Source organism: Methanobrevibacter sp. (assembly GCF_045646205.1).
Taxonomy (GTDB): domain Archaea; phylum Methanobacteriota; class Methanobacteria; order Methanobacteriales; family Methanobacteriaceae; genus Methanocatella.
In genome coordinates, this window is the sequence record NZ_JAZRKF010000029.1 from 78,616 (window position 1) to 104,761 (window position 26,146).

The 26,146-nt window shown below is 33.3% G+C and carries 29 protein-coding genes; 10 read left to right on the forward strand and 19 right to left on the reverse strand.

The genetic code is table 11. The features are described 5' to 3' along the window. Positions 1-109 precede the first annotated feature (109 nt). The 3 genes from ACKI44_RS06110 to ACKI44_RS06120 form a co-directional block, all read right to left on the reverse strand. Positions 110-925: a DUF368 domain-containing protein gene (locus ACKI44_RS06110; protein ID WP_407422607.1), complete on the reverse strand. Its 816-nt coding sequence runs from the start codon at positions 923-925 to the stop codon at positions 110-112. 211 nt (positions 926-1,136) lie between these two features. After that, positions 1,137-4,019: an excinuclease ABC subunit UvrA gene (gene uvrA / locus ACKI44_RS06115; protein WP_407422552.1), complete on the reverse strand. Its 2,883-nt coding sequence runs from the start codon at positions 4,017-4,019 to the stop codon at positions 1,137-1,139. Between the two features lie 86 nt (positions 4,020-4,105). Next, positions 4,106-4,750 carry a YczE/YyaS/YitT family protein gene (locus ACKI44_RS06120; protein WP_407422554.1) on the reverse strand — a complete coding sequence of 215 codons (645 nt, stop codon included), beginning with the start codon at positions 4,748-4,750 and terminating at the stop codon, positions 4,106-4,108. Between the two features lie 106 nt (positions 4,751-4,856). Between ACKI44_RS06120 and ACKI44_RS06125 the strand changes: the two genes are divergently transcribed. Beyond that, complete coding sequence (locus ACKI44_RS06125) at positions 4,857-5,858, forward strand: acyltransferase (protein WP_407422556.1); 1,002 nt, start codon at positions 4,857-4,859, stop codon at positions 5,856-5,858. 6 nt (positions 5,859-5,864) lie between these two features. On the opposite strand, the gene uvrB is transcribed toward ACKI44_RS06125, so the two are convergent. The 4 genes from uvrB to ACKI44_RS06145 all read right to left on the reverse strand — a co-directional run bounded on the left by uvrB (position 5,865) and on the right by ACKI44_RS06145 (position 9,478). Continuing rightward, the gene (uvrB, locus tag ACKI44_RS06130; protein ID WP_407422558.1) at positions 5,865-7,826 is read right to left on the reverse strand and encodes an excinuclease ABC subunit UvrB; all 1,962 of its coding nucleotides are present in this window, start codon (positions 7,824-7,826) and stop codon (positions 5,865-5,867) included. Next, positions 7,823-8,122, reverse strand: coding sequence for a hypothetical protein (locus ACKI44_RS06135; protein WP_407422560.1), 300 nt, complete (start codon positions 8,120-8,122; stop codon positions 7,823-7,825). The genes uvrB and ACKI44_RS06135 overlap by 4 nt, the downstream gene beginning before the upstream one ends. A 1-nt stretch (position 8,123) precedes the next feature. Further along, positions 8,124-9,038 carry a ribose-phosphate diphosphokinase gene (locus ACKI44_RS06140; protein ID WP_407422562.1) on the reverse strand — a complete coding sequence of 305 codons (915 nt, stop codon included), beginning with the start codon at positions 9,036-9,038 and terminating at the stop codon, positions 8,124-8,126. 74 nt (positions 9,039-9,112) lie between these two features. Beyond that, positions 9,113-9,478, reverse strand: a complete 366-nt coding sequence (locus ACKI44_RS06145) for a zinc ribbon domain-containing protein (RefSeq protein ID WP_407422564.1) — start codon at positions 9,476-9,478, stop codon at positions 9,113-9,115. Positions 9,479-9,648: 170 nt separating this feature from the next. Here ACKI44_RS06145 and ACKI44_RS06150 point away from each other — a divergent pair, with 170 nt between their 5' ends. From ACKI44_RS06150 to ACKI44_RS06160, 3 genes are read left to right on the forward strand one after another with little or no spacing between them, the layout of a single operon-like run. Continuing rightward, positions 9,649-9,801 (forward strand): hypothetical protein, encoded by a 153-nt coding sequence (locus ACKI44_RS06150; protein WP_407422566.1) that lies wholly within the window; start codon positions 9,649-9,651, stop codon positions 9,799-9,801. A gap of 54 nt (positions 9,802-9,855) precedes the next feature. Then, positions 9,856-10,770: an ADP-ribosylglycohydrolase family protein gene (locus ACKI44_RS06155; RefSeq protein ID WP_407422568.1), complete on the forward strand. Its 915-nt coding sequence runs from the start codon at positions 9,856-9,858 to the stop codon at positions 10,768-10,770. Beyond that, complete coding sequence (locus ACKI44_RS06160) at positions 10,757-11,239, forward strand: hypothetical protein (RefSeq protein WP_407422570.1); 483 nt, start codon at positions 10,757-10,759, stop codon at positions 11,237-11,239. The genes ACKI44_RS06155 and ACKI44_RS06160 overlap by 14 nt, the downstream gene beginning before the upstream one ends. Here ACKI44_RS06160 and ACKI44_RS06165 read toward each other — a convergent pair. From ACKI44_RS06165 to ACKI44_RS06175, 3 genes are all read right to left on the reverse strand, one after another. After that, on the reverse strand, positions 11,229-12,650 hold the full coding sequence (locus ACKI44_RS06165; RefSeq protein ID WP_407422572.1) for a Mur ligase family protein: 1,422 nt from the start codon (positions 12,648-12,650) through the stop codon (positions 11,229-11,231). The genes ACKI44_RS06160 and ACKI44_RS06165 overlap by 11 nt on opposite strands. 82 nt (positions 12,651-12,732) lie before the next feature. Then, positions 12,733-14,613, reverse strand: a complete 1,881-nt coding sequence (gene lonB / locus ACKI44_RS06170) for an ATP-dependent protease LonB (RefSeq protein ID WP_407422609.1) — start codon at positions 14,611-14,613, stop codon at positions 12,733-12,735. A gap of 286 nt (positions 14,614-14,899) precedes the next feature. Next, positions 14,900-15,067 carry a hypothetical protein gene (locus tag ACKI44_RS06175; protein ID WP_407422574.1) on the reverse strand — a complete coding sequence of 56 codons (168 nt, stop codon included), beginning with the start codon at positions 15,065-15,067 and terminating at the stop codon, positions 14,900-14,902. 95 nt (positions 15,068-15,162) lie between these two features. Here ACKI44_RS06175 and ACKI44_RS06180 point away from each other — a divergent pair, with 95 nt between their 5' ends. From ACKI44_RS06180 to ACKI44_RS06190, 3 genes are all read left to right on the forward strand, one after another. Further along, positions 15,163-15,846 carry a hypothetical protein gene (locus ACKI44_RS06180; RefSeq protein ID WP_407422576.1) on the forward strand — a complete coding sequence of 228 codons (684 nt, stop codon included), beginning with the start codon at positions 15,163-15,165 and terminating at the stop codon, positions 15,844-15,846. 51 nt (positions 15,847-15,897) lie between these two features. Continuing rightward, a complete protein-coding gene (locus ACKI44_RS06185) occupies positions 15,898-17,859 on the forward strand; it encodes a phage holin family protein (RefSeq protein ID WP_407422578.1) in 1,962 nt (653 codons plus the stop codon). Between the two features lie 144 nt (positions 17,860-18,003). Continuing rightward, the gene (locus ACKI44_RS06190) at positions 18,004-18,459 is read left to right on the forward strand and encodes a DUF308 domain-containing protein (protein ID WP_407422580.1); all 456 of its coding nucleotides are present in this window, start codon (positions 18,004-18,006) and stop codon (positions 18,457-18,459) included. A gap of 86 nt (positions 18,460-18,545) precedes the next feature. Here the strand turns inward: ACKI44_RS06190 and budA are convergent, their stop codons facing one another. Beyond that, complete coding sequence (budA, locus tag ACKI44_RS06195) at positions 18,546-19,349, reverse strand: acetolactate decarboxylase (protein ID WP_407422582.1); 804 nt, start codon at positions 19,347-19,349, stop codon at positions 18,546-18,548. A 193-nt stretch (positions 19,350-19,542) separates the two neighbouring features. Here budA and cobQ point away from each other — a divergent pair, with 193 nt between their 5' ends. Together cobQ and ACKI44_RS06205 are read left to right on the forward strand one after the other, a co-directional pair. Continuing rightward, the gene (gene cobQ, locus ACKI44_RS06200; protein WP_407422584.1) at positions 19,543-21,072 is read left to right on the forward strand and encodes a cobyric acid synthase CobQ; all 1,530 of its coding nucleotides are present in this window, start codon (positions 19,543-19,545) and stop codon (positions 21,070-21,072) included. A gap of 58 nt (positions 21,073-21,130) precedes the next feature. Further along, complete coding sequence (locus tag ACKI44_RS06205; RefSeq protein ID WP_407422586.1) at positions 21,131-21,373, forward strand: hypothetical protein; 243 nt, start codon at positions 21,131-21,133, stop codon at positions 21,371-21,373. Between the two features lie 57 nt (positions 21,374-21,430). On the opposite strand, the gene ACKI44_RS06210 is transcribed toward ACKI44_RS06205, so the two are convergent. The 6 genes from ACKI44_RS06210 to ACKI44_RS06235 form a co-directional block, all read right to left on the reverse strand. Continuing rightward, positions 21,431-21,559, reverse strand: coding sequence for a hypothetical protein (locus tag ACKI44_RS06210; protein WP_407422588.1), 129 nt, complete (start codon positions 21,557-21,559; stop codon positions 21,431-21,433). 49 nt (positions 21,560-21,608) lie between these two features. After that, on the reverse strand, positions 21,609-22,634 hold the full coding sequence (locus ACKI44_RS06215) for a DUF116 domain-containing protein (RefSeq protein ID WP_407422590.1): 1,026 nt from the start codon (positions 22,632-22,634) through the stop codon (positions 21,609-21,611). After that, a complete protein-coding gene (locus ACKI44_RS06220) occupies positions 22,635-23,258 on the reverse strand; it encodes a TetR/AcrR family transcriptional regulator (RefSeq protein ID WP_407422592.1) in 624 nt (207 codons plus the stop codon). Positions 23,259-23,385: 127 nt separating this feature from the next. After that, positions 23,386-23,700 carry a TfoX/Sxy family protein gene (locus ACKI44_RS06225; protein ID WP_407422594.1) on the reverse strand — a complete coding sequence of 105 codons (315 nt, stop codon included), beginning with the start codon at positions 23,698-23,700 and terminating at the stop codon, positions 23,386-23,388. Between the two features lie 126 nt (positions 23,701-23,826). Then, entirely contained in the window at positions 23,827-24,285 is a 459-nt protein-coding gene (locus ACKI44_RS06230; protein ID WP_407422596.1) for a deoxycytidylate deaminase, read from the reverse strand. A 95-nt stretch (positions 24,286-24,380) separates the two neighbouring features. Further along, positions 24,381-24,770 (reverse strand): hypothetical protein, encoded by a 390-nt coding sequence (locus ACKI44_RS06235; protein WP_407422598.1) that lies wholly within the window; start codon positions 24,768-24,770, stop codon positions 24,381-24,383. Positions 24,771-24,927: 157 nt separating this feature from the next. Here ACKI44_RS06235 and ACKI44_RS06240 point away from each other — a divergent pair, with 157 nt between their 5' ends. Next, positions 24,928-25,332: a hypothetical protein gene (locus ACKI44_RS06240; protein ID WP_407422600.1), complete on the forward strand. Its 405-nt coding sequence runs from the start codon at positions 24,928-24,930 to the stop codon at positions 25,330-25,332. A 17-nt stretch (positions 25,333-25,349) separates the two neighbouring features. On the opposite strand, the gene ACKI44_RS06245 is transcribed toward ACKI44_RS06240, so the two are convergent. Continuing rightward, a complete protein-coding gene (locus ACKI44_RS06245) occupies positions 25,350-25,541 on the reverse strand; it encodes a hypothetical protein (RefSeq protein ID WP_407422602.1) in 192 nt (63 codons plus the stop codon). Positions 25,542-25,774: 233 nt separating this feature from the next. Beyond that, positions 25,775-26,146: RNA-guided endonuclease InsQ/TnpB family protein (locus tag ACKI44_RS06250; protein WP_407422604.1), on the reverse strand; the 372-nt coding region annotated here is incomplete at its 5' end.

The window sequence follows — 26,146 nt, forward strand, 5'->3', positions numbered from 1 at the left end:
GAAAATCATATTAAAATAAAATAACAGTTACAGCTTAAATTTAAAATTAAACCATCCATTTATTTATTTTTAAAAAAAAAGTGAATTACTCCAACTTATAGTTGGAGGTTTATTCTTTTGTAAATCTAGTTTCCAAAATGATTATTAAAACAAATGCAATGACAGCAACGATTACGCATGGAAGCAAACCTGAAACATTCAAAGTAACATTGCTCACAACTTCCAATGCAGGGATTTTTAAAGTACCGAGCATTACACCAATGAGAAATGCCATTGTAAATTCCTCATAGTTTTTAAGCAAGTAATTTAAAAGCTTTGAAAATCCTAAAATACCGATAACTGCACCGACGATGAATACTATTAATTCAGTGAAATGCAACTCATGAAGTGCCGTTAACATATATTCATACTGCCCAAGAAGCAATAATAAAAATGATCCGGAAATTCCAGGTAAAATCATAGCACAGATTGCAATTAAACCTGAAATGAATATTACCGGCAAGGAATGATTTGCAGCTATAGGATTTAAACTGACAAAGATATAAGCCAAAACTAAACCTATAATCACAAAAGCAACATGTTTGATTTGCAATTTAGGTATTTTCTTAAGTAAAATATAAGCTGAAGCTATAATCAGACCTAAGAAAAATGCATAGGTCAGTGCAGTGTAAACATCCATACAATAAGTTACAACTTTAGCTATGGTAAGCATTGCAATTCCAATACCCAAAACCAAAGGAATGAAAAATCCGAAATCTATTTCATCTAAAAGTTCTCTCCAAAATCCTTTCAAATCCAATTTAACTAATGGTTTAATAAATTTAAAGTTAATCTTACTGATTGAATAGATTAAACGTTCATAAATTCCTGTAATTAATGCTATGGTTCCTCCACTGACACCCGGAACGATATCTGCCGAACCCATTAATATACCACGAATAAAAATTAAAAATGCTTCATAAAAATCAAAATTCACATTATCTCCTCAACTATTAGTTTTATATAATCTTCATTTATAATGCTTTGGATTAGATAACAAATACAATCAGAAAAAATATTTAAATAATTAATAATATCAAAACAGAAATAACTTATCTCAATGAATTTTAAAAAATATAAAATAAATGCTAAAAGAATTATTTAGCATCCATTAATTCCTTTGCATAAGGAGTTATGTTTTCATTGAGTATTTTATCTAAAAAGTCACCAGTATATGTTCCGCTTTCAGATACTTCTTCTGGAGTTCCTGTTGCAATAACACGCCCTCCACCGTCTCCACCATCAGGACCTAAGTCAATGATATGGTCTGCAGTCTTAATAACATCAAGGTTATGCTCGATAACTACAATGGAATTGCCTGCATCAGTGAGTCTTTCCAATACGTCAAGCAATCTCTTAATATCTGCAAAATGAAGACCTGTAGTAGGTTCATCCAAAATGTATAATGTTTTACCGGTGCTTGTCCTTGACAATTCCTTAGCAAGTTTAATCCTTTGAGCTTCCCCACCGGATAAAGTTGTTGCAGGCTGGCCTATTTTCATATAGCCTAATCCTACATCATATAATGTTTTAAGTTTCTTATGTATTTTAGGAATGTGTTCAAAGAATTCTAATGCCTCTTCAACAGTCATTTCAAGGACTTCATAGATATTTTTACCTTTATAACGAACATCTAAAGTTTCGTCATTGTATCTTTTACCGCCGCAGACTTCACATGGAACATAAACGTCAGCCAAAAAGTGCATTTCAATTTGAACTATACCGTCACCGGAACATGCTTCACATCTTCCACCCTTAACGTTGAAAGAGAATCTGCCCGGTTTATATCCACGTGCCTTTGATTCCGGAGTGTTGGCAAATAGATCCCTGATATCAGTGAACACACCAGTGTATGTTGCAGGATTTGACCTTGGCGTACGTCCAATAGGCTTTTGATCAATAGCTATTACCTTATCGATGTTTTTTAATCCTTCGATTTCATCATATTTTCCTGCAAAAGTGAATTTATTGGACAATTCTCCTTTAGTTCCCTTATAGAGAATTTCATTTATCAGACTACTTTTACCGGAACCGCTCACACCAGTAACGCAAGTGAATTTACCTAAAGGAATTTCAACATCAATATCTTTCAGGTTATTCTGTTTAGCTCCTTTTATTGTAATGAACTCACCATTTCCTTCACGGCGTGTTTTAGGTACATCAATCACTTCTTTTCTTGATAAATATCTTCCCGTGATTGAATCTTCACACATCATGATTTCCTGTGGAGTCCCCTGAGCTATTATTTTACCACCATGTTCACCAGCACCAGGACCTATATCCACAACATGGTCTGCTGATAAAATTGTCTCTTCATCGTGCTCAACAACCACAACAGTGTTTCCAAGGTTTTTAAGCCTTTTCAATGTTCCGATTAACTTGACATTATCCCTTTGGTGAAGACCGATACTAGGCTCATCCAGAATATATAACACTCCAACAAGACCTGATCCAATTTGGGTGGCCAATCTTATCCTCTGGGCTTCTCCTCCGGATAATGTACCTGATGAACGCTCCATGGACAAATAGTCAAGCCCCACATCAACCAGGAATTTTAATCTTTCTTTGATTTCTTTTAAAACCTCTTTAGCAATGAATAGCTCTCTTTCAGTTAATTCCAAATCAAGGAAAAACTGATAAGAATCTTTTATTGGAAGCTCTACCACATCTGCAATGGATTTTCCTCCAACAGTGACTGCAAGTATTTCAGGACGCAATCTTTTACCGTTACATACATGACATTTTCTGTCACTCATGAATTTTGAAATATAATGTCTTGAGTAATTTGATTTGGTTTCAAGATATAATCTTTCCATTCTTGGAATAACACCTTCAAATTTACGGTTGACCATGTATGACTTGTTTCTTCTTTTAAAAGTGAACGGTATTTTATCATTGCATCCATACAATACTGTATTCTGATATTCCTGAGGCAACTCATTGAATGGAACATCCATACTGAAGTTAAAGTGATTTGAAACCGCTTCAAGCATCTGATAATAGTAATTTTCCTTTTTGGATGATTTTGACCATGGCGCAATAGCTCCCTCATTCAATGTCAGATTAGGATTCGGCACTATCAAATCAGGGTCAATTTCCATTTTAGAACCAATACCGTTACATTCAGGACATGCACCCTGTGGAGCGTTAAAGGAGAACATACGTGGAGTCAATTCCTGAAAGTTTATTCCACAGTCAACACATGCAAAATGCTCCGAATATTTCTTTTCATATTCTTCTTTGCCATCATCAAACAAAACTGTGATTAAGCCTTCTGAAAAATTTGCTGCGGTTTCTAAAGAGTCAACTAATCTTCTTTTAAAATCAACATCCTTTCTGATTTTTAAACGGTCAACAACAACATCAATGCTATGCCTATAGGTTTTTGCAAGTTCAATGTCCTCTTCCAATTCACGAACTTCACCGTCAACCCTTACACGGACAAAACCCTTATTTCTTAAATCATCCAGGACATCCTTATGCTGACCCTTTCTATCATTTACAATTGGAGACAGTATTTGGATTTTAAGGCCTTCTCCCTCTTCTATTATACTATCACCAATTTGACCTATCGTCTGGTTTGATATTTCACGGCCACAGTTCGGACAGTGAGGAATACCTATTCTTGCAAATAATAATCTTAAATAATCATAAACTTCCGTAATGGTACCTACCGTTGATCGGGGGTTTTCTCTGGTTGTCTTTTGATCAATGGAAATAGCTGGAGATAACCCTTCAATATAATCCATTTCAGGCTTTTTCATTTGACCTAAGAACTGTCTTGCATAAGCTGACAATGACTCGACATACCTACGCTGTCCTTCAGCATAAATCGTATCGAAAGCCAGTGAAGACTTTCCGGAACCACTAAGCCCCGTAATAACTATAAATTCATCACGAGGGACACTGACATCAATATTTTGTAAATTATGCTCTCTTGCCCCTTTGATGACAATCTGCTTTTTAGACTCATCTGTCATAATAATCTCCTAAAATTTTAAGTAATATAATATTTTTGTTCTATTGTATTTAAACTATTAGAGAGAGAGCATTTGACGAGAAATATTTATTTTTCAAAGAGTCTGGAAATTGGTGAATCAAAGTACTTTTGAAGTATTTTAACGATTGGCCCTATTATCAATGCTGAAATGATTGTACCCTCACGAACACCTGCAAGATATCCTAAAAATACAATTGATAGGATAGCTGCCATAATAACCATCGATGTATCTACAAAAGGTTTTACCTTAGGAAATTCCTTTTTAAGCACTTTAGATATGGCTACAATAACACCATCCGCCGGAAGATAAACGACTTCAGTTTGAATTTCCAAAAGCACCCCAACAGCAACCACCAGACAGCTGAACAAAAGCAAAAGAAATTGATTGAGATAACCTACAGGATTAACGAAATTAACCAGCATCAACGTAAAATCAATGAAAAAAGAGAAAATGGAACCAATGATGAATTGCAGGTATTGTCTTTTTTCAAAACCTTTGCCCAGAAGTACAATCTGAATAATTATGTAAAAAACAGTGAAGATAAAAATAACTACTCCAACGCTTAACTTTGAGATTAAACTGCAAACGTATGGAAGGCATATTAATGGAGAAGTCCCCAAATTAGCCTTAATTGATAGGGAAGCCCCTAAAGATATAATGAATAATGAAAGTAAATACAATACGTATCTATTGATTTTTTTCCATTCCATGATTAACAATATGAATTTAATTATATATTAAATTTCATTCAAATCTCTCAAAAACAAATAATTTATAATTATCAAAACAAAATATATTTTATTGAATTATTTGGGGATGATTAGAATATTAACCAAACGAATCGAATATATCGATGCTTTGAAATTTTTAGCCATTTTCGCTGTCATTTCAATTCACTGTTTCACTTTGGCAGATGAAGCAGAAATACTGCATTTTAAAATAATTAATTTCGAACATCTATTCCGATTTGCAGTACCATTATTCTTAATGATTACCGGTTCCCTACTTTTAAATAAGGAAATTGAACTAAAAAAGTACTTGAATAGACGTTTAAAAAGAATCTGTTATCCATTAATATTTTTTACAATCGTACTGCTGGTATTTACTACACTTTACGAATTCGTATTTTCCTTCTACTGGTATGCATGGATGATAGTTGGTGTGGTCTTGGCCATTCCAATCATAAACAAGTTCATTCAGCATTCAAGCGATAGGGAAATTGAGTATTATCTGGTAATATTTATCATATTTTCCATTTTAACTCAAATCTTCCACACATTAAAGGTTTATAATGCTTTGGACATATCATTCTTTTATACCCCAATTTCTTATCTGATATTGGGATATTACCTTTTTAACCGTGAAAACAATTATTCATTTAAAAAAACAATAACCCTATGTGTCCTATTGTTTGCAATATCAACTTTATTAAAGATAGCTATCGGAAACTATTATTACACTCATGATTTTGACACTTATCTTGATTTAAGCTTTTTCCAAATAATTCAGGCCAGTTCCGTTTTCCTGTTCATTAAAACAATTTACAGTGAAAACAATATATTATATAAAATTTTAAATCAAAATGCAATTAAAAAATTCATTTTATCCGTTAGCAGAGCATCCTACGGGATGTTTTTTATCCAGCACATACTGATTTTATATTATGCTAAACTTCTATTCATGACTTTAAGTTTAACCGGCACACAGACTTTAATTTTGATTTTAATATTGATTATATCAGTATTTTTAATATCCTGGATAATAATTGTGATAATGAGTAAAATTCCGATTTTAAATAAAATCTGCGGATACAGCTAATGAAAACTAGTTTTTATCAAAGCCCTTGAGTGCATATAGTTTATTTCTAAGTTCAGCTGCGCGTTCAAAGTCAAGTCTGGCTGCAGCTTCTTTCATGTCACTTTCAACGTCTTTAATTAATAATCTTAACTCGTCTTTAGGCATCTTGCTGATGTCTGCACCCGATGCAATCTTTTCTTCGGCTTCGGTTTTTTCCTTAAGGGTTCTTGTAGTTGATTTAGGAACAATTCCATGCTCTTCATTATATTTCATCTGGAGGAAACGGCGTTTTTTGGTGATATCCGTTGCATTTCTAACAGATTGGGTCATTTCATCAACATACATTATAACCTGACCGTTAACGTTTCTTGCAGCACGTCCGATTGTCTGTATCAATGATGTCTCATTTCTTAAAAATCCTTCCTTATCAGCATCCAAAATAGCTACTAAAGAGACTTCAGGCAAATCAAGACCTTCCCTTAAAAGGTTTACACCTACAAGCACATCAAATGTTCCTCTTCTTAAGTCATCAACAATGTCAATCCTCTCAAGAGTATCGATTTCAGAGTGCATGTATCTAACCTTTATGCCTATTTTTGCATAGTAATCGGTTAAATCCTCTGCCATTCTTTTGGTTAATGTGGTTACAAGTACACGTTCGTCTCTTTCAGCACGTTTTTTAACTTCACCAAGCAAGTCTTCAACCTGACCCTTTACAGGCCTTATTATCACTTCAGGATCAACCAGACCAGTCGGACGAATAATCTGCTCAACAACATTACGGGATTTTGCAAGTTCATAAGGTCCGGGAGTTGCTGAAACATAAATTACCTTATCAACACTAGATTCAAACTCGTCAAATCTCAAAGGCCTGTTTTCTTTAGCTGACGGCAGTCTGAATCCGTATTCAACCAATGTTTCCTTACGTGCACGGTCACCGTTATACATTCCTCTGATTTGAGGAACAGTTACATGTGATTCATCAATGATTGTTAAAAAGTCATCAGGGAAGTATTTCAATAATGAGTATGGTTTTTCTCCCCATTTACGTCCGGACAAGTGCATTGAATAGTTTTCTACACCAGGACAGTATCCCATTTCCTGAAGCATTTCTATGTCAAAACGGGTTCTCTGCTCAAGTCTTTGAGCTTCCAGGAGTTTATTGGTTGCATTCAATTCATTTAATCTTTCATTAAGTTCTGTTTTAATGTTTGCTAAAGCCACATCCATCTTGTCCTGACCTACAACAAAGTGCTTTGCTGGGAAAATCATGTATCTTGGAAGACTTTCCTTCTTTTTACCTGTGACTTTGTCAATAATGCTAATTGCATCAATCTCATCGCCGAAAAGTTCAATTCTTATAGGCGGCGTTCCATGAACCGGATTGATTTCAATGACATCACCACGAACCCTGAAGTGTCCACGGTCGAATTCAATGTCGTTACGTTCATATTGCATGAAAACTAGTTTTTTGATGATTTCTGAACGGTCATAAATGTCGCCGACAGCTATTCCGAATGCAAACTCACCATAATCTTCAGGTGAACCGATACCATAAATACAGCTTACACTACTTACAACAATCACATCATCCCTTGAAAGCAATGACTGTGTTGCTGAGTGTCGCATCATATCAATTTCTTCATTAATGGATGCTTCCTTGTCTATAAATGTATCTGTTCTTGGCACATAAGCTTCCGGCTGATAATAATCATAATAACTGACAAAATACTCGACTGCATTGTCGGGAAAAAATTCCTTGAATTCCTCATATAACTGTGCAGCTAATGTCTTGTTATGTGAAATAACTAAAGTTGGTTTTTGGACTTTTTCAATGACATTTGCCATTGTAAAAGTCTTTCCAGAACCTGTTACACCCAATAATGTCTGTTCACGTACATTATTATTAATACCATTTACGAGTGATTCAATAGCCTTTGGCTGATCACCAAGCGGTTTATATTGCGAATTGAGTTTAAATTCCTTCATGAATTATCAACAGTAATATTAAAGCTAATATGGGTGTATTTTGGAGAGCAGCATGGAACAACCCTTTCATCCCTAACGCTCAATTTTCCATATTTGGCCAGTTTAGATTCTACCTCACGCATTATAGCAGGAGCGTTTCTTTCATCAAAAACTCTGAGTGAACCTAAAAAAGTTACCTTGCCCTGCATGTTCATTACAGAAATAGTGTCAACTTCATAAGGCTCATTCCAATTATTTAAAATAGTATTTGATTCATTGATTAATTCTAGTTTAATTTTTTCTTTATCAATTGGCATTTTATTCCCTCAATGCATCTGCAATACTTTTTGCAATGGATACACGTGAAGTATCGGAAGATAAACTGTTTGTTCCGATGATTTTTTGAGCGCCTGCAGCATAAATTCTGACAGCACCATTATTGGTTAAAATAGGATGTACGCAGCATACATCTACAGTTTCTGCACCGTATTGTTTTAAAATATTTATTGCATTGACAATGGTTCCCCCTGTTGCAATAATATCATCAATGATAACTGCATGTTTGCCTTTTACGGAGTCCACATTGACAGTGTTTTCACCTGCACCTTCGCATCTGACATCAACAATTCTTGTTTCTACTTTATCCGGTCCTAAACGAACTTTAGATAAATATGTACATTCACAGCCGATAATTTCCGCCATTTCCTGTGCAAATCCATAAGCACCTTTATCCGGAGCAATAATCAATGGTTTTTCATCAGTTTTTCTGAAATATTTCTTATCCAAGTATTCGGCAATTGCAGGCATTGCAGAAATGTTTCTAGCTTTAATATTGAAGAAGTTTAAAACACATGCTTCATGAATATTGAATGTTATGAATTCATCAGCACCTGCAGATTCAATCAATTGACAAATAATCTTTGCAGAAACAGATTCACCGTCTTTAAATCTCTTTTCCTGTCTGGCATATCCCATATATGGAACGACTACACGAACCTTTTTAGCGCCGAGATCTTTAAGGGTGGAAATTAAAAACAAAAGCTCCATCAAGTTTTCATCCTGAGGATATCCCGTGGATTGGATAACAGTTACCTCATCTTCAACATTACCGTCAATACGCAAGTATTTTTCTCCATCAGGGAATTTTTTTATCTCCACATAACATAATTCTTCTCCCAATTCTTTTGCAACATGTGCAGCCAAATCCTGAGAAGCTGAACCACCTATAATCATATATATCACCAAGAAATTTTTATACAATATTTAGTATGATTTTCCAACATTAAAAAGTTATAGTATTGGCAGAGTTAATGTGTCATGACATATATTGAAGATATTACTCCCGCAACGGAAATAAGCAGTTGGATATAACCATGACGTTTAATTTCCTTAACTGGAGATTGGATTAAATAAAACGGTAAGAAAAATCCGAAAAACGTGAAAACACCGACAGGAGAACGTTTTGTCAATAAAGCCAAAATAAAACCGCTCCATGAAAGAAAAATAGTAACAATATAAGATAGTATAATGGCGTTTTTATTGACTCTTGGCTGTGCTTTATATACTAAAACGTTTTTAGGCTGGACTCCTTCGATTAATGGAGTTCCACATTTAGCACAGAAATCATAATCATCCTGATTAACAAATTCACAATTAGAACAAATTCTTGTCATACACTAATTAGTTAATTCTTAAAACTATATAAAAGTTATTTTTCAAGACAAAAAATGGATATGAGTAATGAAAATTGCTCTGAGTCATAAGTTAATTTTATATAATTTAAAATTAAAAATAATACATACTTAACACACTTAAAACAATTAACTATCAAGGACGTGATTTAATGGCTACACCAATAGCACCAACACCTATTTTAAGAGGAGAAGCAGCAAAACAATTCGAAGAATATTTAAATAGTCCCATAACTGAAGAAGAAAAAGAAATTAAAGAAAGAATTCGAAATAAAAGAGATGTTCCAATGTTTAAAATAGATTAACATTAACCTCACCAACGATAGACTTTATATACTCTTTTAACACAAAATATTACCATGAAAGTTAAAGATGGCATGATTGGATTGATAATAGGCGATGCTTTAGGCGTGCCTGTAGAGTTTACTTCAAGAGAAGAGCTAGAAGAAGACCCTGTTACTGATATGATTGGTTATGGAACATACAATATGCCTCCGGGAACCTGGTCTGACGATTCATCAATGGCAATAGCTACCATGGCAAGTATCGTTAATAAACAGGCAATTGACTACGATGATTTAATGTGCGAGTTCATTGAATGGATTTACAATGGAAAATACACGCAATATGATGATACTTTTGATTATGGAATAACAACAGCCAATGGAATTTATGCTTATAAAAATGGAATGGACCCTTTGGAATGCGGAGGAACAGGTGAAAGAGACAATGGAAACGGTTCATTAATGAGAATACTGCCTCTTGCATTCATTCCAGATATTGAATATGAAACGATTGAAAATGTCTCCGGACTAACTCACGGACACTTAAGATCAAAAATTGCATGCGTTTTTTATATAGAAATTGCCAAATCAATGATGGAAAATGATTTGGGTATTGATGAACATATTAAATTGGCATCAGATAAAATAAAAGATTATTATAAAGATTCCGGCGAATTACATCATTTCAATAGGATTTTCAATGATGAATTGGATGATGTTGACACTATAAAAAGTGGAGGATATGTTATAGATACCTTTGAAAGTATCATTTACTCACTTAAAACAACAGATAACTTTAAGGATGCTGTTTTGAGAGCAGTTAATTTAGGCCTTGACACAGATACCGTCGGTGCAATTTGTGGTGGACTGGCAGGAATCTTTTATGGATTTGATGCAATACCTATATATTGGATTGATGCAATACCTAAAATTGACAAGGTACTTCAATTATGTGAAAGATACGAGGCGTATTGTGATGGATGTTTATGAAACTATTAAAAATATCAGGTCTTTTTGTGATAATTACATAGACCCTGATTTGGTGGCTACGATCATTGATGAAAATAACTTCATGGGAAAAAATAACATTGCCGAACTTGAAGGCTATGACTTTTCAGATGATGAATCATATGAAGACAGATTCATGAAAGTTCTAAAAAAGGAAAATCTCTTTATTTCCTGCGGAATGCTTAACTTCATACCTATTATCAATGAATGTGACATATTTTCATTAAACGATGACACTATCCAAATTACCCAAGAGGAATTTGATGAAAACTGTGAGGAACAGGAAGTATTTTTCGGAATATTGATTGAAAAAGATAGTGATAAATACCAAATAGGCATTATAGATTTATGCAACTGTAAGGTCGGATCCTCTTTCAGACCGGTTAAAAAAAGTGACAGCGGATTTTATAAAAAATTAGATGAGATAATTAGTGAAATGATTATCTCTTAATTAACTTTTGCTTGATATTTTCCCACATTGCCTGCTCTTCACCGCAGCCTGTCATGATGACATAATCATATTCTGATTCAATAGCCAGTTCATATAGCTTATTAATTCTTTTTGTCATTTCATCATAACTTAACGGGTAAAATTCAGCATCAGGATATTCTTTTTTGATTATATTATAATATTCTTCAGCCTTTTCGATTGATTTTCTTCCAGGAACAACAATCACGTGAGCAGGATTCAGCGCTTTAATGACTTCAAAGTGGTCATCGAATATTTCTTCCTCATCAACATCCGGTGTTGTGTAGATAAACTCCAGTGGCCCTTCAATGAACTGATTCATAAATAGCGCATTGATTTTGGCTGCATCACCGTTATCTCCCTGACCCAAACCTATCAGTTTATTTCCATGCCTTACCACTTCAAATCTTCCAGGAGGTATAAATGACATGTCCAGATTGTCAAAGACTGCATGAATTGTGCTTTCAATATTATCTATTTTTGGAGTGAATGTTGCATAGGTAGTAATTGAAGCTAGAGTATTGTAAATATTGTGGAATCCGAATGGTGGGACAGTTAAATCAACCTTAAAGGAAATGTCATGCTTGTTTGGATAGTTAAATAAATTACCTTCAATTGTTAACATCCATTTTTCATTTCTAAATTCGATATTTGTTAATTTTACATGTGGTTCAGGACGTTTAAATCCGCATTCACATGAATAAACTCCCCTGTGATTTAAAAAGCGTTTTTCATAAGTTAATTCCTTTCCGCAGGAAGGACATTCTATAGTCTCCGCATCGAAAAAGTCATGAATATCATCGACTTCAAGACCATAATAATGGACTTTAACGTCCTCACGTTTTTTATATCCTAAAAAAGCAGTTCTTGGATCGTCAGTATTTGTAATGATGAATCCTTTATCCATATTTTGTGACAATAATTCCTTAGCCTTATAATAATCTTTAAAAGGATTTTTTACACCAGCTACCTGAGCATGTTCTGGTGAAATTGTTGTATAAACAACACCGACAGGATCTACAACCCTTTGAACGGTATCTGGAATTCCATACTTGATGTTACGGATACCATATTCAAATACTCCGATATCTCCTTTCTGTTGAATTAAAGCAGTAGCTATTGCATTTATTGTATTACTTTCAAAACTACTTCTAATTTCAATATCATTAGATAATAATTTGATTAAAAGAGTCGTGGTTGTTGTTTTTCCATTGGTTCCTGTCAATATTATTGAACCAATAGCCAAATCATCAGATAATTCAGAAATTGCGTCAATTCCCGCAACCTTTGAGAAAATAATTCCCGCAAAACTTTTTCCACTTCCGGAACCTAATTTCGAAACAGGCCCCCCAATTTTTGCTAATGCCTTTGCAATACTCACTTTAATACTCATAATATAATAATTATTTAATAAAATATATAATAATTTTGGAAAAATCGCTAAAAATTTAAAAAAAATAGAAAAATAATACCAACTAGTTGGTAGTTGGATTATTTATAGTTGATTGAGGAACTTTTTCAGCAACTTTTGAACCGAGGGATTTCATCTTTTCAATCAATTGGTCCTTTTTGCTTCCGCTGATTAAGATATTTTCTAAAACGTCACTTAATGTTTCTGTTGGAATAATCTCAATCATGTCTTCATATTTCTTCTCAATCATAACATCTTTTAAGTTTGATTTTGGAATTAAAACTTTTTTCATTCCTGATTCAGCTGCCGCTTCGATTTTAGCTGTAGCACCACCAATAGGCATTACATCTCCACGAACATTTAGTGAACCGGTTAAAGCTACAGTCTGGTCAATTGGAATTTCTTCAACAGCAGATATTACAGCAGTAGCAATACTTACACTTGCTGAATCACCTTCAACTCCATCATAAGTTTGAATGAACTGAACGTGAATATCATAATCAGCCAAGTTCTTGTTGGTGTATTTTTTAATCAATGCACTTACGTTTTGAACTGATTCGGATGCAATTTCACCAAGTTTACCTGTTGCTATGATTTGACCGCCGTTTTTGGATTGTGAAGGTGCTGCTTCAGCTGCAATTGGAGATACGATTCCGCTTCTGTCACCAATTACTGCAAGTCCGTTTACCAGACCGACTCTTCCACCTTCAGGATTAACCATACTGTATTCTTTTCTTTGAATAATAGATCTGTCAGCCATTTGCTGTTCCAGGGTTCTTGCAAATCTTTTTGCTTCAAGCACATGCTCTGATTTAACTAAATCTTCACCTTTTTCAATAGCTACATCACCAGCGGATCTGACAAGACCACCAAGATCTCTTAATCTTAATGTTAATGCATTTTGTTTACCTGATCTACGTTTTGCTTCCATGATAATTTCATCTAATGCATCCGGAGCAAAATGAGGTATTCTTCCATCATTTTTAACTTCCTGAGCTACGAACTGGACTAATTTTTCTCTGTTTTCAGTTGTATCGTCCATATAATCTTTCATGAACACTTCGTAACCGTAACCTCTGATACGTGATCTCATTGCAATATGCATTCCTTCAAGAACCTGAATGTTACCTGATGCTACAAGAACAAAGTCACATGGTACAGCCTGGGATCTTACCATTGCACCACTTGAGTTTTCACTTTGACCTGTAATTGCGTATTGCTTTTCCTGCATTGCAGATAAAAGTTCTTGTTGGGTTTTCATTGACATTGTACCTATTTCGTCAATGTATAATACTCCACGATTTGCTTTGTGAATCATACCTGCTTCCACACGTTCGTGTGCCGGAGTTCCCAATCCTCCTGACTGGTATGGGTCGTGACGTACATCTCCAAGTAAAGCTCCCGCATGTGCACCTGTTGCATCCATGAATGGAGCAAATCTGTTTTCTTCATTGTTAACCAATAATTTTGGAGACATTGTATTATTTTTTGGTTTGATTTGAATTGAAATAAGTAAAATTAATGCTGCTGCGATAATTGATTCAAGGATTCTTCCATAGAAAAATCCGATTACTAAAATTCCCCCTATAGCTAATGTGGTAATAAGAGTTTTACGTTCTTCATGACCACGAGCAGAGCCTTTAGTTGCTTTTACTATTTTTTTACCTTCCCCTGCAGGCACTGTCCTTATAAGCGGATGATTATTATCTTCAACATTCGGATAAATTAAAACATCCTGTAGAGATTCGTGTGGCAATATCTGAGCCATTCCTTTTGCAAGCATTGATTTTCCAACACCAGGATCCCCAATTAACAAAACATTTCTTCTTTGCTTGGCTGCTTTTTTAATTGTTTCAATGGACTCTTCATGCCCGATAACCTGATCAATTAATAACGGAGGAACATCAATGTCTTTTGAACTTTTGATATTATCATAATCCAACATCGGTTTTGTTTCTTCACCTTCAGCTTCCTGTGCAATTTCAGGTTCCAAAACAACATCATTGGATGAATCACCAATAGGCTCTTGTTCTTCAAATTTCATTAAAAAAACCTCACTATTTAAATTAAAATTCAACATATATAAAAATCATTTTCCTACTACTAATTATATTGACTTTATTATATATAAAAAGTTTTCTAATTTAGTAAACTAAAGTAACTAAAAGAATTATGTTTTCGAATCGATGAAGATAAAAATTATTTTTTAATGTATCATTGATATCAAAAAATTAACATCCGAAAATACTTCTCAAGAACATACCCTCTACTTTTGAGTTTTTTTGAGGGAATGCTTCCATGAATTTTATAGCATCCCTAGTATCTTTTCCTTTTAAGAATGATTCATTATCATTTTTAAAATCATCAAAATATAATTTAAAAATAGAAAAGCTTCCCATTTTATCAATACAACATTATCTTTTTAATATACATATTATTAATATAGTAGGAAATACAATCTTATTAACATAGTAATGCTTTAAAGGTATGAACAATGGATAACAAAAAAATAATAATTATAATTGGAATAATCCTTTTAATCATCATAGTGGGAGTTATTCTAGTAATGTTAACTTCAGTGAATTATGATAGAATTGATATTACGCCAAACGGAACAAGCATAGAAGTTCCCTCCGATCAAACCAAATATAACGGAAATGTTGAGGGTGCCAAAATATGGAATTGGAACGACGGAGTATTGGTCACATACAATAGTAACGAAGACAAAAGTATTATCAAAGTTACTGAATTAGGTTTTAATGCACTGAATAACCTGGTAAAAAATGGAGAAAAGCAAGAAATTGATGGTTTAACATGTTATGTGGTAAATGCTGACAAATTACTGGAAGTTCACATATTTGATTTCATTAAAGTGAATTATAACGGCAAATTTTATTGCATTCCTTTATCAAATGAAACTAGTCACGACAATATCATAATCTGCTGTAAGGACAAGGACGTGGCAGTCCATATGGCCAAATCCGTAATCTACAAAAATGTTTTTCCGGACAATAATAAATTGGAAAACATAACTGGAGATTTGCAGTCAAAAGCGAATGATTATTTAAACAATAGCAATTTAAGCCAAATTAAATCCACTGTTGAAGAAAAAACCGGAGTTAATTTAGATAATGTTAAAAGCCAAATAGATCAATACACCAGAAAGATATATGTTTAATATCCTCATGAAAATTTAATTGTAAAAGAAATAATAGTACCTGTGATCAATATGGAAATTATTAATGAAAAACAAACTCCAAAAAGAAGTTTAAAAAGAAGTTTGATTGTATTTATTGGAAATGTCTTAGGAATATACTTAATAAGTTTTTTAGGATTGGGAGTCAAATTCAGTTATTTTGATGACATATTGCTTTTAGTGTTATTCATCAGTTTAATTAATGCAATACTCTGGCCTATTTTAACAAGAATAGCAATGCCATTTTTAGTTTTAACCTTCGGTGTAGGAGCATTAATATTAAACGGACTCCTTCTTCAATTTTTCGGACCAGCATTTGATATAGAAATTAATGGTGGAGCGATAATTCTTGCCCCATTAGCTATGGCTGCAGTTACAACCATACTATCATCACTAATAACAATCGAAGATGACAGTTCATATTACCGGTCTGTTTTAAGAGATGCGGAAAAGAAAAGAAAAGATGAAATTAAAGATTATCCTGGCGTAATAATTGTTGAAATAGATGGACTTGCTTATGAAGTATTATGTGAAGCGGTCGAAAGAGGAGACATGCCTACCCTTAAAGAAATGATTGAAAGTGACAATTATAATCTCAGAATGTGGGAAACTGACCTGTCTTCACAGACCGGTGCAAGTCAGGCAGGAATCCTTCATGGAAATAACGAAGGCATTGTTGCATTTAGATGGATAGAAAAGAGCAATAATAATCAGATGATGCAATGTTCCGGAATCAGCAAAGTGCCTGAATTGGAACATAGAATTTCAGATGGAAACGGATTGCTTGTTGACAATGGAGCGAGCAGATCAAATTTATTCTCAGGGGACACTGACAATGTAATATTTACATTCAGTAAAATCATGGACTTTAAAAAACTATACAATAAGGCATGGTACTCAGTATTTTCCAATCCGAGCAATTTTGCACGTATAGTCGCTTTGTTTATTGGAGACATTATACGTGAAATCTACTCACAAATAATACATTCAGTAAAAGATATTAGACCAAGAATCAGCCGTGGAATAGTATACATTCCAACAAGAGCAGCTACAAATGTATTTATGAGAGAAATTAACACTTCAACATTAATTGGAGATATGATGGTTGGAGATATTGATGTTGCATACTCAACATACCTTGGTTATGATGAAATAGCTCACCACTCCGGAGTTAGGGATAATGATGCATGGTATGCTTTAAGAGAAATGGACAAACAGATAAAACATTTGACTGACGCAAATAAATACTGTCCTAGGGACTATCAGTTTGTCATTCAATCAGATCACGGTCAGACAAACGGTGCTACGTTTACCCAAAGATACGGTCAGACATTCGAAGACTTTGTCAAATCATTACTTCCCGAAGACATGCACATGTTTGCAAAAATGAGTTCAGATGAAGACCACTTTACAGGATCTATTCCATTTTCAAGTGACAAGAAAAAAATGAAAAAAGAAGAAAAAGAACAACAGGAATTAAGTGACTCTGAAGTCATCGTTCTTGCTTCAGGTAACCTTGCAATGATTTATCTGACACAATGGAGTCAAAGATTAACATACGAGGAACTCAACAGTTATTTCCCCGAATTGATACCGGGCATTATAAATAATGAATATGTAGGCTTTATTTTAGTTAAATCCAAAGAACACGGTGATTTGGCTATCGGCAAAAATGGAACTTATTACCTGGACAGCGGTGAAATTGAAGGTGAAAACCCTCTTGAAGGATTTGGAAAAAATATCACTAGACACTTGAAAAGAACCAGTTCATTTGAACATACCCCTGATATTCTGGTTAACAGTTTTTATGATGAAGAAGCCGATGAGGTATGTGCTTTTGAAGAATTGGTCGGAAGCCACGGTGGAGCAGGCGGAGATCAGTCAAAACCGTTCATATTGTACCCTTCAAGCTGGAAAGTTAGTGATGATGAAATCGTTGGTGCAGAAAATATCTATAAACTCTTAAAAGAGAATTTGGCTGAATTAAAAAAATAATATTTTTAATAAATGGCAATAATTAATCCATAGTTAATATTAAATACAATATAAAAGATAAATTAAAATGTAAAAGCAAATTGCATTTACAATTTTATTTTTCACTTGAAAAAGTGAACATAACAAAATTTGGAGGGAAAACATATGGAAGTTAATAAAATTGCCGGAATATTATCAATAGTCTTAGGATTAATTTTTATGATTTTTCCTATTTTCAGTACCGCATTAGTATCTGTCTTTATTGGATTAAGTTTAATATTCCTAGGTATTGCAGCAATATTAATTAACTTTTCAACAGTTAATATCATTATTGGGATTATATCCATCATATGTGGTTTAATCTTTATATTAAACATCTCTGCATTATCATTCCTTTTAGGATTCCAATTCTACATAATTGCTATTCTATTAGTTCTAATCGGTGTCACCGGTTTCTTTGCAGGAGACAATATATCCAAAAAATCCTCAGTAGTGATAATAATCTTAGGTATTATAGCATTTATCCTTGGAGGACTCTCAATTAACAACCCAATTTATGCTATACTCCTTATAGGCATCAGCCTAATCGTTGAAGGTATAATATTATACATTTCAGAATAAACAAGCAGTCTTTTGACTGCTTTATTTTTTTTAAAAAATTTTTACGTATTAGAAAAAAAATAAAAATGAAATAACTCTTTTTTGAATTATTCCACACTACTTATTTTACTTGACATGTCTTCAGTGAAATTCATTTTTGCAAATGTATCATCTGTTGGAAGAATCATGTTGAATTCATGAATTTCATCAATTTGAGCTGATCCTTTAAGGTTACTGAATCCTAATACATGTCCTCCTTTTGTCTTATCATCAGATAAGAAATGAAGATGCCAACCATGCATATTCAACTCATTCATGTACTCTGGGAAGTATACTGCCACAACTGTTCCGGTCTGGTCAGTGTGGTTGAATACCTTTTGGTCTACTGCTGCAACTTGAGTGAATTCTTTATATGGTTTTTCTTGTTTCTCAACGCTTCTGACTGTAATATTTGAAAAATCACCTTTGATTTTAACTACATACATGTTGTTTGTACCATATTTTTCAATTGTCTTATCCAATTGACCGGTTAAATCGTCAAAGTTCTTGGCAGTTATATTAGCTATATTTCCATCTTCATCAAAACTGGTGATTGTAGCAAATGGCACTGTTTCATTATCTGACATAACATTAATGCTTCCATCAGCGGCAGCCTGATAAACAACACCATCTAAAATTATCATTTCACCATTTACTCCTTCAAATGTTCCAAGACCAGTATCTCCATGTGATTTAAGGTCACCTACAGAAATTACTCCATTATATTCACCATGCATGAAAGCCTGCATTAAGGAGACCTGATACATTGAATCATCATTATTGTTATTTAGAAATCCAAAATTTTGAGCACTAACTGCTGAAACAGCAAGCAATCCCACAATAATTAATGCAAACAATATCTTTCTATTCATTGAATTATCCTCCCATAATTTGATAATAAAATTTATATTGAAAATATTAAATAAATTTAATGCAAATTAATTGATTTTTAAAGACAAATATTATAAAAAATATTGCACAATAGTATATCAGAAAATATTTTCAAAAAATAACTTATAATAGGAATATTATAAATAATATTTAAAATTAATTAAAGTGATTTTTATGGCTAAATGTATTATGGTTCAGGGAACATCATCAAATGCTGGAAAAAGTATGCTTGTAGCAGCATTATGCAGAATTTATAAAAACAGAGGATATAAGGTAGCTCCTTTCAAATCCCAGAATATGTCCTTAAATTCTTATACGACATTTGAAAATGGGGAAATCGGAATAGCACAGATGCTTCAGGCAGAAGCAGCAATGATTGAACCGAGCATCCATATGAATCCAGTTTTGCTCAAGCCAAAGGGTGACTTTACATCAAATGTTATCATTCAGGGAAAATCTATTGGAGACATGAATTTTTACGATTATCAGCATAAATATCACGACACTGCATTTGACGCCATAAAAGACAGTTTCAACAGATTGAATGATGAATACGACATAATAATAATTGAAGGTGCAGGTTCACCGGCAGAAATTAACATGAGAGAGCAGGACATTGCAAATATGGAAATAGCTCACCTTGCAGATGCCAACGTTATTTTAATAGCTGACATCGAAATGGGAGGAGTATTTGCAGCCATTGCCGGAACCTATGTGCTATTGGATGATTATGACCGTTCACGCTTAAAAGCAACAGTTATCAATAAATTCCGGGGAAACCTTGATATCCTAAAGCCAGGTCTTGACAGAATTGAAGAGATTACCGGCGAACCAGTTTTAGGAGTTTTACCATATGATGAGACTTTAAGACTTCCTGAAGAGGACTCAGCATCCCTTACTACACATGTTTTCGATGAGGGAAAAGACATTACAATAGGAGTAATCCGTCTTCCAAAAATAGCTAACTTCACAGATATCGATCCCTTTGAAGCTGAAAGTGATGTTGGACTAAAAATGATTGGAATCAACGATGATATTGGTGACGTTGATGCAATAATCATTCCGGGAACACGTAACTCAACACAGGATGCCTATGAGCTTCACCAAAGTGGTCTTGCAGAAAAAATTATTGAAAAAGCTTGTGAAATACCGATAATTGGAATATGCGGAGGATTTCAGATACTCGGTGAAGAAATCATCGATGAGGAAAAAAAGGAATCCAAACAGGGAACAATCAAAGGTCTTGGTCTGCTTCCAATAACTTCTGAATTTAAACGTGAAGAAAAAATCGTTACACAGTCTGAAGCTATTATTCCGGATAATTTGGAAGGAATAGCTGGTGAAATGTTTAAAAATATTATTGGTGAAAAGGTAACAGGATATGAAATTCATGAAGGAACAAGCAACCTCATAAACTGTAAAGCCCTTTTGGAAATTGAAAAGGGACAGGGAAACGATGAAAAGGGAGATGTTGACGGAGCATGTCATGAAAATATCTTTGCAACATACTTCCATGGAATATTCAATAACTATAACTTCAGAAGGGAATTTTTAAACTACATCAGGGCTAAAAAAGGCCTTGAACTCCAGACCGGCGAAGATCCATATGAGGCTCAAAAGAGTTACTCATTAAATAAATTAGCTGAAATAGTTGAAGAAAATCTCGATATGAACATTATTGATGAATTGATATTTTCAAATTAACTATTTATAATAGTTTAACATAAATAATAGTATATACCAATTAATGGAGATTTAAAATATGATTGTAAATGTAAAAGCAACAAATAAACATAATGGTGAAGTAATTTCATACAAATTGGAAGGGGATTCTGCAGCAGGATTCTTCTATGAAGGAACCCACATGCAAGAAGTAGCTGATAACAAAATCAGAGAAGTTAATAATACTTTAATTTTACAAGATTCACCTTTATACACCATTAAATCTGGTGAAAGTGCTGAACTTGAAAGAATGTCTTTCGATATAGAAATTAATGCTGAATAGATTTATTCAGCTCTTTTTTTACTCTTTTTTTATTTTAACAAATATTTTTTTGGATAATTACCAAATCAAATTTTCCAGCCACCAATCCATCATATAACCGTCTTCATATACGGCGAATACATTCCATTGACCGTTTTCATAACCCATTACCTGCAAATGAACAAGAGGATTATCTTCCAACTGCATATCATATACCATTGAAAATTGGAAAATAAGGACTTGCATACTCGGTATTTTAAATTGACTTTTTTAACTGATTATTACTAATACTGGCAGGAATATCTTCATCAAGCCAGTGATTTTTACAGGCAACATGATTCAATAAAACACACTGCGGAGGTATTGAAAGATTTGTTGATTTCCAACCACCAGAAATTAAATTCAACACACATGTAATACCAATAATCCCCAATTCGTCCATATCCTCTTTTTTTGCACCTTTAAATGCTGTAGATTCATGGGAAACAATATACACTTCACAATCATCATATTGTCTGGTTATTTTAAAAACATTGCATTCAGGATTGCAGAATGTGCAGACATTACCCAGCCTATCTTCTTTTGCTTTGCATTTCTTAGTGTTTGAACACATGCATCCCGGAAGAATTATTGCTTTTCTTGGTCTTTTTTCAAAATCTGCTTTGAATAACCTATTCATTATCTCAGCTCCAAGCATGTTTAAATGATACTCAAGTTCATGACCATGGAAAAATATCACATCTTCCTCCATTAAATGATTAGTATGGTTTTTTTCAAGATAATTTTCCAAGTTAGATGTATACTCACCAAGATAATTACTGCTATTTTTGCAGAACCATTTAGTCAAGCCAAGACAATCGTCCAGATTATGACTGAAATTTCTAAAGTGCGGAATCTGGTCTACATAATCACCAGTGGCTTCTAAAAAATTAATGAGCAATTCCAAATTTTCCTCAGTTAATTTCTCATTATTTTTCTTAAATGGCTTAAAAAGAAATCTTGTTAAAAGTTTTCCCCTCAATTCATCAATGAAAAGCTTATCTTCCGGAAATGCTCTTCTATATTCTGATAAGTTGGCCAAAGCCTGATGGATATTGCTGTTTAAATCAAGTGCAGTGGTACCGTAGAGATACCAGTAAACACCAATACATAATGCCGCTAAAGTTTCCTCATCATCCTTAAAGTTAAATTTTTTAGAAAAATCCAAAAAATCATCGGCGAAAGATTTAACATTATCATAATAATCCTCATTTAGCATATAAGGAAAAATAATATCCTCCATTTATTTCACCTTTACACTTTCTAAAAGGAAATTGGCATGTTCTTCTGTCTCTTCAAAGAAATGCTCCAATACTTCCTGAGGAATGTCATCATACTTTGCACAAATCTCCAGCAGCAAATAAATGGGGAAACTGAAATATTGCTTAGCCAATAATTTCGGATTGGAATCTTTCCGAATAATTCCTTTTTCCTTTAAAAGAGTGAAAAATCCATTCCAGAATACCAGAGGCTTTACGAGTATTTCATTTTGGAAAAACAATTTTATGGTTTCATTGTGATGCATCTGAATGAGAATCAATTTCCAAATCTTTAAGTTTGTCTCCTGAAATACCATCTGTTTTATTGCTTCTGAACCCATGTGATAGAATAATATGGGATCTTCTAAAAAGGGATTGTTCTCATCCAGTTTTATTTTATCATTGTTTACTATTGGATTATACTCAAATTGTTGTGTAAAATAATCAAAGATATCCATTAATATAGATTCTTTTGATGGATAATGGCTGTAAATTGAACTTTTTTTAATTCCAACTTCTTCTGCAATTTCTCTAAGTGAAACTGAGTCATAACCTTTTTGTGAAAACAGATCAAGTGATACATTAAATATTTTTTCTTTAGTATTCATGATTACCTACCTACCGTTCGTTAGGTAAATATTATACTTCAAAGCATATAAATGTAACTAAAAAAATAGATGAAAATATTACATCAGGTCTTTTATCAAAAGCAATAATTTAAGGTCAAAACCATTGTTACTTACGTTTTTTTGGAGTTGGAAGTTCATCATACATTGCTTCAAGCAGTTGCCCTAAAAACTCCATGTTTTCCACATCATCAACAAGCAGCATTGCCTTTGCACCTTCATATGGCAGCTCCATATTTGCGTCAGGCATCATCTGCATAGCTGCTTTAACAGGTTTGACTAAAAAGCGGTCATCGTAAATGCCTCCGATGATTTTTCCGCGATAGTATATAATGTATTCACCCATCATTGCCCTGTAGGATATGTCTTCCAAAGCAGATAACTGCTCCAACATATATTCAAGATATTCCTTGCTTGATGCCACATTAATTCCCCCAAGAAATTTTTAAAGTTCCATTATGAACATAAATTGAAATGAACAATGAAAATTAAATTAAGATATTTTTAAGAATTAAAACTCCGATTAATATTGGGAAAAGAACTACACCAATTAATTGCGTAGTTCTAAAACTCCTTTTTTACTGACTATTTTATCGATTCCGGAATTTTTTATCATTCTAAAGCATATTGGACATGGTTCGGCATCTTCTATATCTACCCATTCACCATCAACATACATTTCACCTGCCAAAAAGATAGTTGATCCAAGCATTTCGTTTCTGCTTGCACTAATCATTGCATTCTGTTCGGCATGTACTGAAAAACAGTCATTGTAGTTACCTGAATTGGATGGAAGGTTCATTCTTTGACAGTCCCCTCTATCACAGCAGTTTTCCTCTCCCCTAGGATTTCCATTGTAACCTGTACTGACTATTTCATCATTGTTGACAATTACAGCACCATAGCGCCTTTTTAAACAGGTGCTTCTTTTTGAAACAGCAAGAGCGATTGCTAGATAATATTCATTTTTACTCATACGATTTGTATCTATAGATTTTTCATTTTCCATGCCCATATCTCCTTAAAAAATAATATTAAAATGTGAAAACATAATAGTTTTCATACTTCCTTGTTATATTATTGGAGTTAATGTTAATTAACTTTTCATTTATTAATTCTTTTTTTCAAATAGACATTGCCCAAATAAGCACCAACTATTGCAAAAATTATTAAAAGAAGTGTCTGATTGTCGATAAACTCTTCAAACCATCCTAGTGCCATATTGCCCATAACAAGAGAAATGACATGGAATTGTAAAAATCCGGTTAATATAGCTACAATTAAAGCCATTATAACTGCATCCATTTTACTTTCCAAATATGCGGAAAATAGTCCGACAGAAATCATGACTGCAAATGGAAAAGCCAGAATAGTTAATCCGGTTGTTCCATAATAACTATATTGAAATACTGTAAACTGAGCCAGATTATAGAATATCAGGCCCAATACTAATGAACAGATTAAAGCTAAAAGTGTAAATTTAATAATAGGCATCAAATTGAAAGTATTTTTATTTGCATTAATATTATCACTCCCCTAATATATGTAAAGAATATAAGTCATGAATTATTTTAGAATTTTTAAATATTTAATAGTTTTTATATATCTAAAATTTAAATATTTTTAAAAAGAATATATTACCATGACTTTCATGAACAGTGATGCAAATATTAAACAGTTTCAACTGCTTAAAATCATTAATGAAAACTGCAGTGATGAGCATATCATATCAAAAATCACAATTGTGCTTCGCCGAGACAAAATAGAAGCTCCTTATTATATGATCAGTAAAATTAAACTTTCATCATGTATTGACAGACCGGATAATGGCCTTTTTCATGCAATGGACATGTTAAACCACAACAGAAAATACAATTTAACTGAAGATGCATATAACGAAATTAAATCATTGATTATTGATAAAGGTCAGTCGCAAATCACTGAAACGGATAAACAACTGAACATGACTTTAATGTCTAAAAATGATGAGGAAATGAAAAATCTCTTTAAAAACTATGGAGAACTTTTTGATAAGATTGATAACCTCATTGATTAGAAAATAGATTATCATATTCACTTATCAAACTTTAATGTTGCAAATGCAAATATACAGCCGATAACTGTAAGAATTACCAATATAACAAGCAGTAAATGAACATCATATAGCTGAAGAATATTTCCTCCAATAAGATTAGCAAATATTATCCGATAGTTAATGTAGAACCCATAAACCGGCACCACTATTGAAACTTTAATATCCCCCATATCAACAAATCCTCAGTTTTTTATATTAAAATATTTCTCAATAATTTTTTTGTAATCAGTGATATCAATTATTGGCATGCTTGAATACTGGAAAGATTTTTTTAGCTAGTGAATGCATATCAATTTTTTCATTCATTGTAAATATTTTGTCGTCCTTTCTTAAATATGAATGTTATTCAATGATTACCTATTGAAAAAATGAACCTCTCCGGCTTTGTAGAAGCCGGAGATTCTTAGGCCGTACATATAGTTTTTACTTCACAATTACTTAGAAATATTTCTAAGTATTTTTGTGGAAACATATGTACGAAATCTACTAAGCTTGGCACCGGTGAACCAACGGCGCGTAGACCTTCGTCTAAAATATTTAATGCCGCATTCAAATCCCTTAATAAAGGAGCGTGACAATTTGGGCATTCCCATTCTCTTTCTCCACGTTCTAAGTCATCATTTATTTCACCGCAGGCCCAGCATTTTTTACTTGATGGGAACCATCTGTCGATTTGTACGAATTGTCTGTTGTACCATTTTGCTTTGTATTTTATCATTTCGACTAGTTTTCCCCATCCGATTTCGTGTATGCTTCTGCTTAGGTTGCTTTTAAT

Excerpts from the sequence above, each read along its gene's own strand:
- ACKI44_RS06110 (WP_407422607.1), bottom strand. The coding sequence starts at position 925 with ATGGGTTCGGCAGATATCGTTCCGGGTGTCAGTGGAGGAACCATAGCA.
- uvrA (WP_407422552.1), bottom strand. The coding sequence starts at position 4,019 with ATGACAGATGAGTCTAAAAAGCAGATTGTCATCAAAGGGGCAAGAGAG.
- ACKI44_RS06120 (WP_407422554.1), bottom strand. The coding sequence starts at position 4,750 with ATGGAATGGAAAAAAATCAATAGATACGTATTGTATTTACTTTCATTA.
- ACKI44_RS06125 (WP_407422556.1), top strand. The coding sequence starts at position 4,857 with ATGATTAGAATATTAACCAAACGAATCGAATATATCGATGCTTTGAAA.
- uvrB (WP_407422558.1), bottom strand. The coding sequence starts at position 7,826 with ATGAAGGAATTTAAACTCAATTCGCAATATAAACCGCTTGGTGATCAG.
- ACKI44_RS06135 (WP_407422560.1), bottom strand. The coding sequence starts at position 8,122 with ATGCCAATTGATAAAGAAAAAATTAAACTAGAATTAATCAATGAATCA.
- ACKI44_RS06140 (WP_407422562.1), bottom strand. The coding sequence starts at position 9,038 with ATGATTATAGGTGGTTCAGCTTCTCAGGATTTGGCTGCACATGTTGCA.
- ACKI44_RS06145 (WP_407422564.1), bottom strand. The coding sequence starts at position 9,478 with ATGACAAGAATTTGTTCTAATTGTGAATTTGTTAATCAGGATGATTAT.
- ACKI44_RS06150 (WP_407422566.1), top strand. The coding sequence starts at position 9,649 with ATGGCTACACCAATAGCACCAACACCTATTTTAAGAGGAGAAGCAGCA.
- ACKI44_RS06155 (WP_407422568.1), top strand. The coding sequence starts at position 9,856 with ATGAAAGTTAAAGATGGCATGATTGGATTGATAATAGGCGATGCTTTA.
- ACKI44_RS06160 (WP_407422570.1), top strand. The coding sequence starts at position 10,757 with ATGGATGTTTATGAAACTATTAAAAATATCAGGTCTTTTTGTGATAAT.
- ACKI44_RS06165 (WP_407422572.1), bottom strand. The coding sequence starts at position 12,650 with ATGAGTATTAAAGTGAGTATTGCAAAGGCATTAGCAAAAATTGGGGGG.
- lonB (WP_407422609.1), bottom strand. The coding sequence starts at position 14,613 with ATGTTGGATTATGATAATATCAAAAGTTCAAAAGACATTGATGTTCCT.
- ACKI44_RS06175 (WP_407422574.1), bottom strand. The coding sequence starts at position 15,067 with ATGGGAAGCTTTTCTATTTTTAAATTATATTTTGATGATTTTAAAAAT.
- ACKI44_RS06180 (WP_407422576.1), top strand. The coding sequence starts at position 15,163 with ATGGATAACAAAAAAATAATAATTATAATTGGAATAATCCTTTTAATC.
- ACKI44_RS06185 (WP_407422578.1), top strand. The coding sequence starts at position 15,898 with ATGGAAATTATTAATGAAAAACAAACTCCAAAAAGAAGTTTAAAAAGA.
- ACKI44_RS06190 (WP_407422580.1), top strand. The coding sequence starts at position 18,004 with ATGGAAGTTAATAAAATTGCCGGAATATTATCAATAGTCTTAGGATTA.
- budA (WP_407422582.1), bottom strand. The coding sequence starts at position 19,349 with ATGAATAGAAAGATATTGTTTGCATTAATTATTGTGGGATTGCTTGCT.
- cobQ (WP_407422584.1), top strand. The coding sequence starts at position 19,543 with ATGGCTAAATGTATTATGGTTCAGGGAACATCATCAAATGCTGGAAAA.
- ACKI44_RS06205 (WP_407422586.1), top strand. The coding sequence starts at position 21,131 with ATGATTGTAAATGTAAAAGCAACAAATAAACATAATGGTGAAGTAATT.
- ACKI44_RS06210 (WP_407422588.1), bottom strand. The coding sequence starts at position 21,559 with ATGCAGTTGGAAGATAATCCTCTTGTTCATTTGCAGGTAATGGGTTAT.
- ACKI44_RS06215 (WP_407422590.1), bottom strand. The coding sequence starts at position 22,634 with ATGGAGGATATTATTTTTCCTTATATGCTAAATGAGGATTATTATGAT.
- ACKI44_RS06220 (WP_407422592.1), bottom strand. The coding sequence starts at position 23,258 with ATGAATACTAAAGAAAAAATATTTAATGTATCACTTGATCTGTTTTCA.
- ACKI44_RS06230 (WP_407422596.1), bottom strand. The coding sequence starts at position 24,285 with ATGGAAAATGAAAAATCTATAGATACAAATCGTATGAGTAAAAATGAA.
- ACKI44_RS06235 (WP_407422598.1), bottom strand. The coding sequence starts at position 24,770 with ATGCCTATTATTAAATTTACACTTTTAGCTTTAATCTGTTCATTAGTA.
- ACKI44_RS06240 (WP_407422600.1), top strand. The coding sequence starts at position 24,928 with ATGAACAGTGATGCAAATATTAAACAGTTTCAACTGCTTAAAATCATT.
- ACKI44_RS06245 (WP_407422602.1), bottom strand. The coding sequence starts at position 25,541 with ATGGGGGATATTAAAGTTTCAATAGTGGTGCCGGTTTATGGGTTCTAC.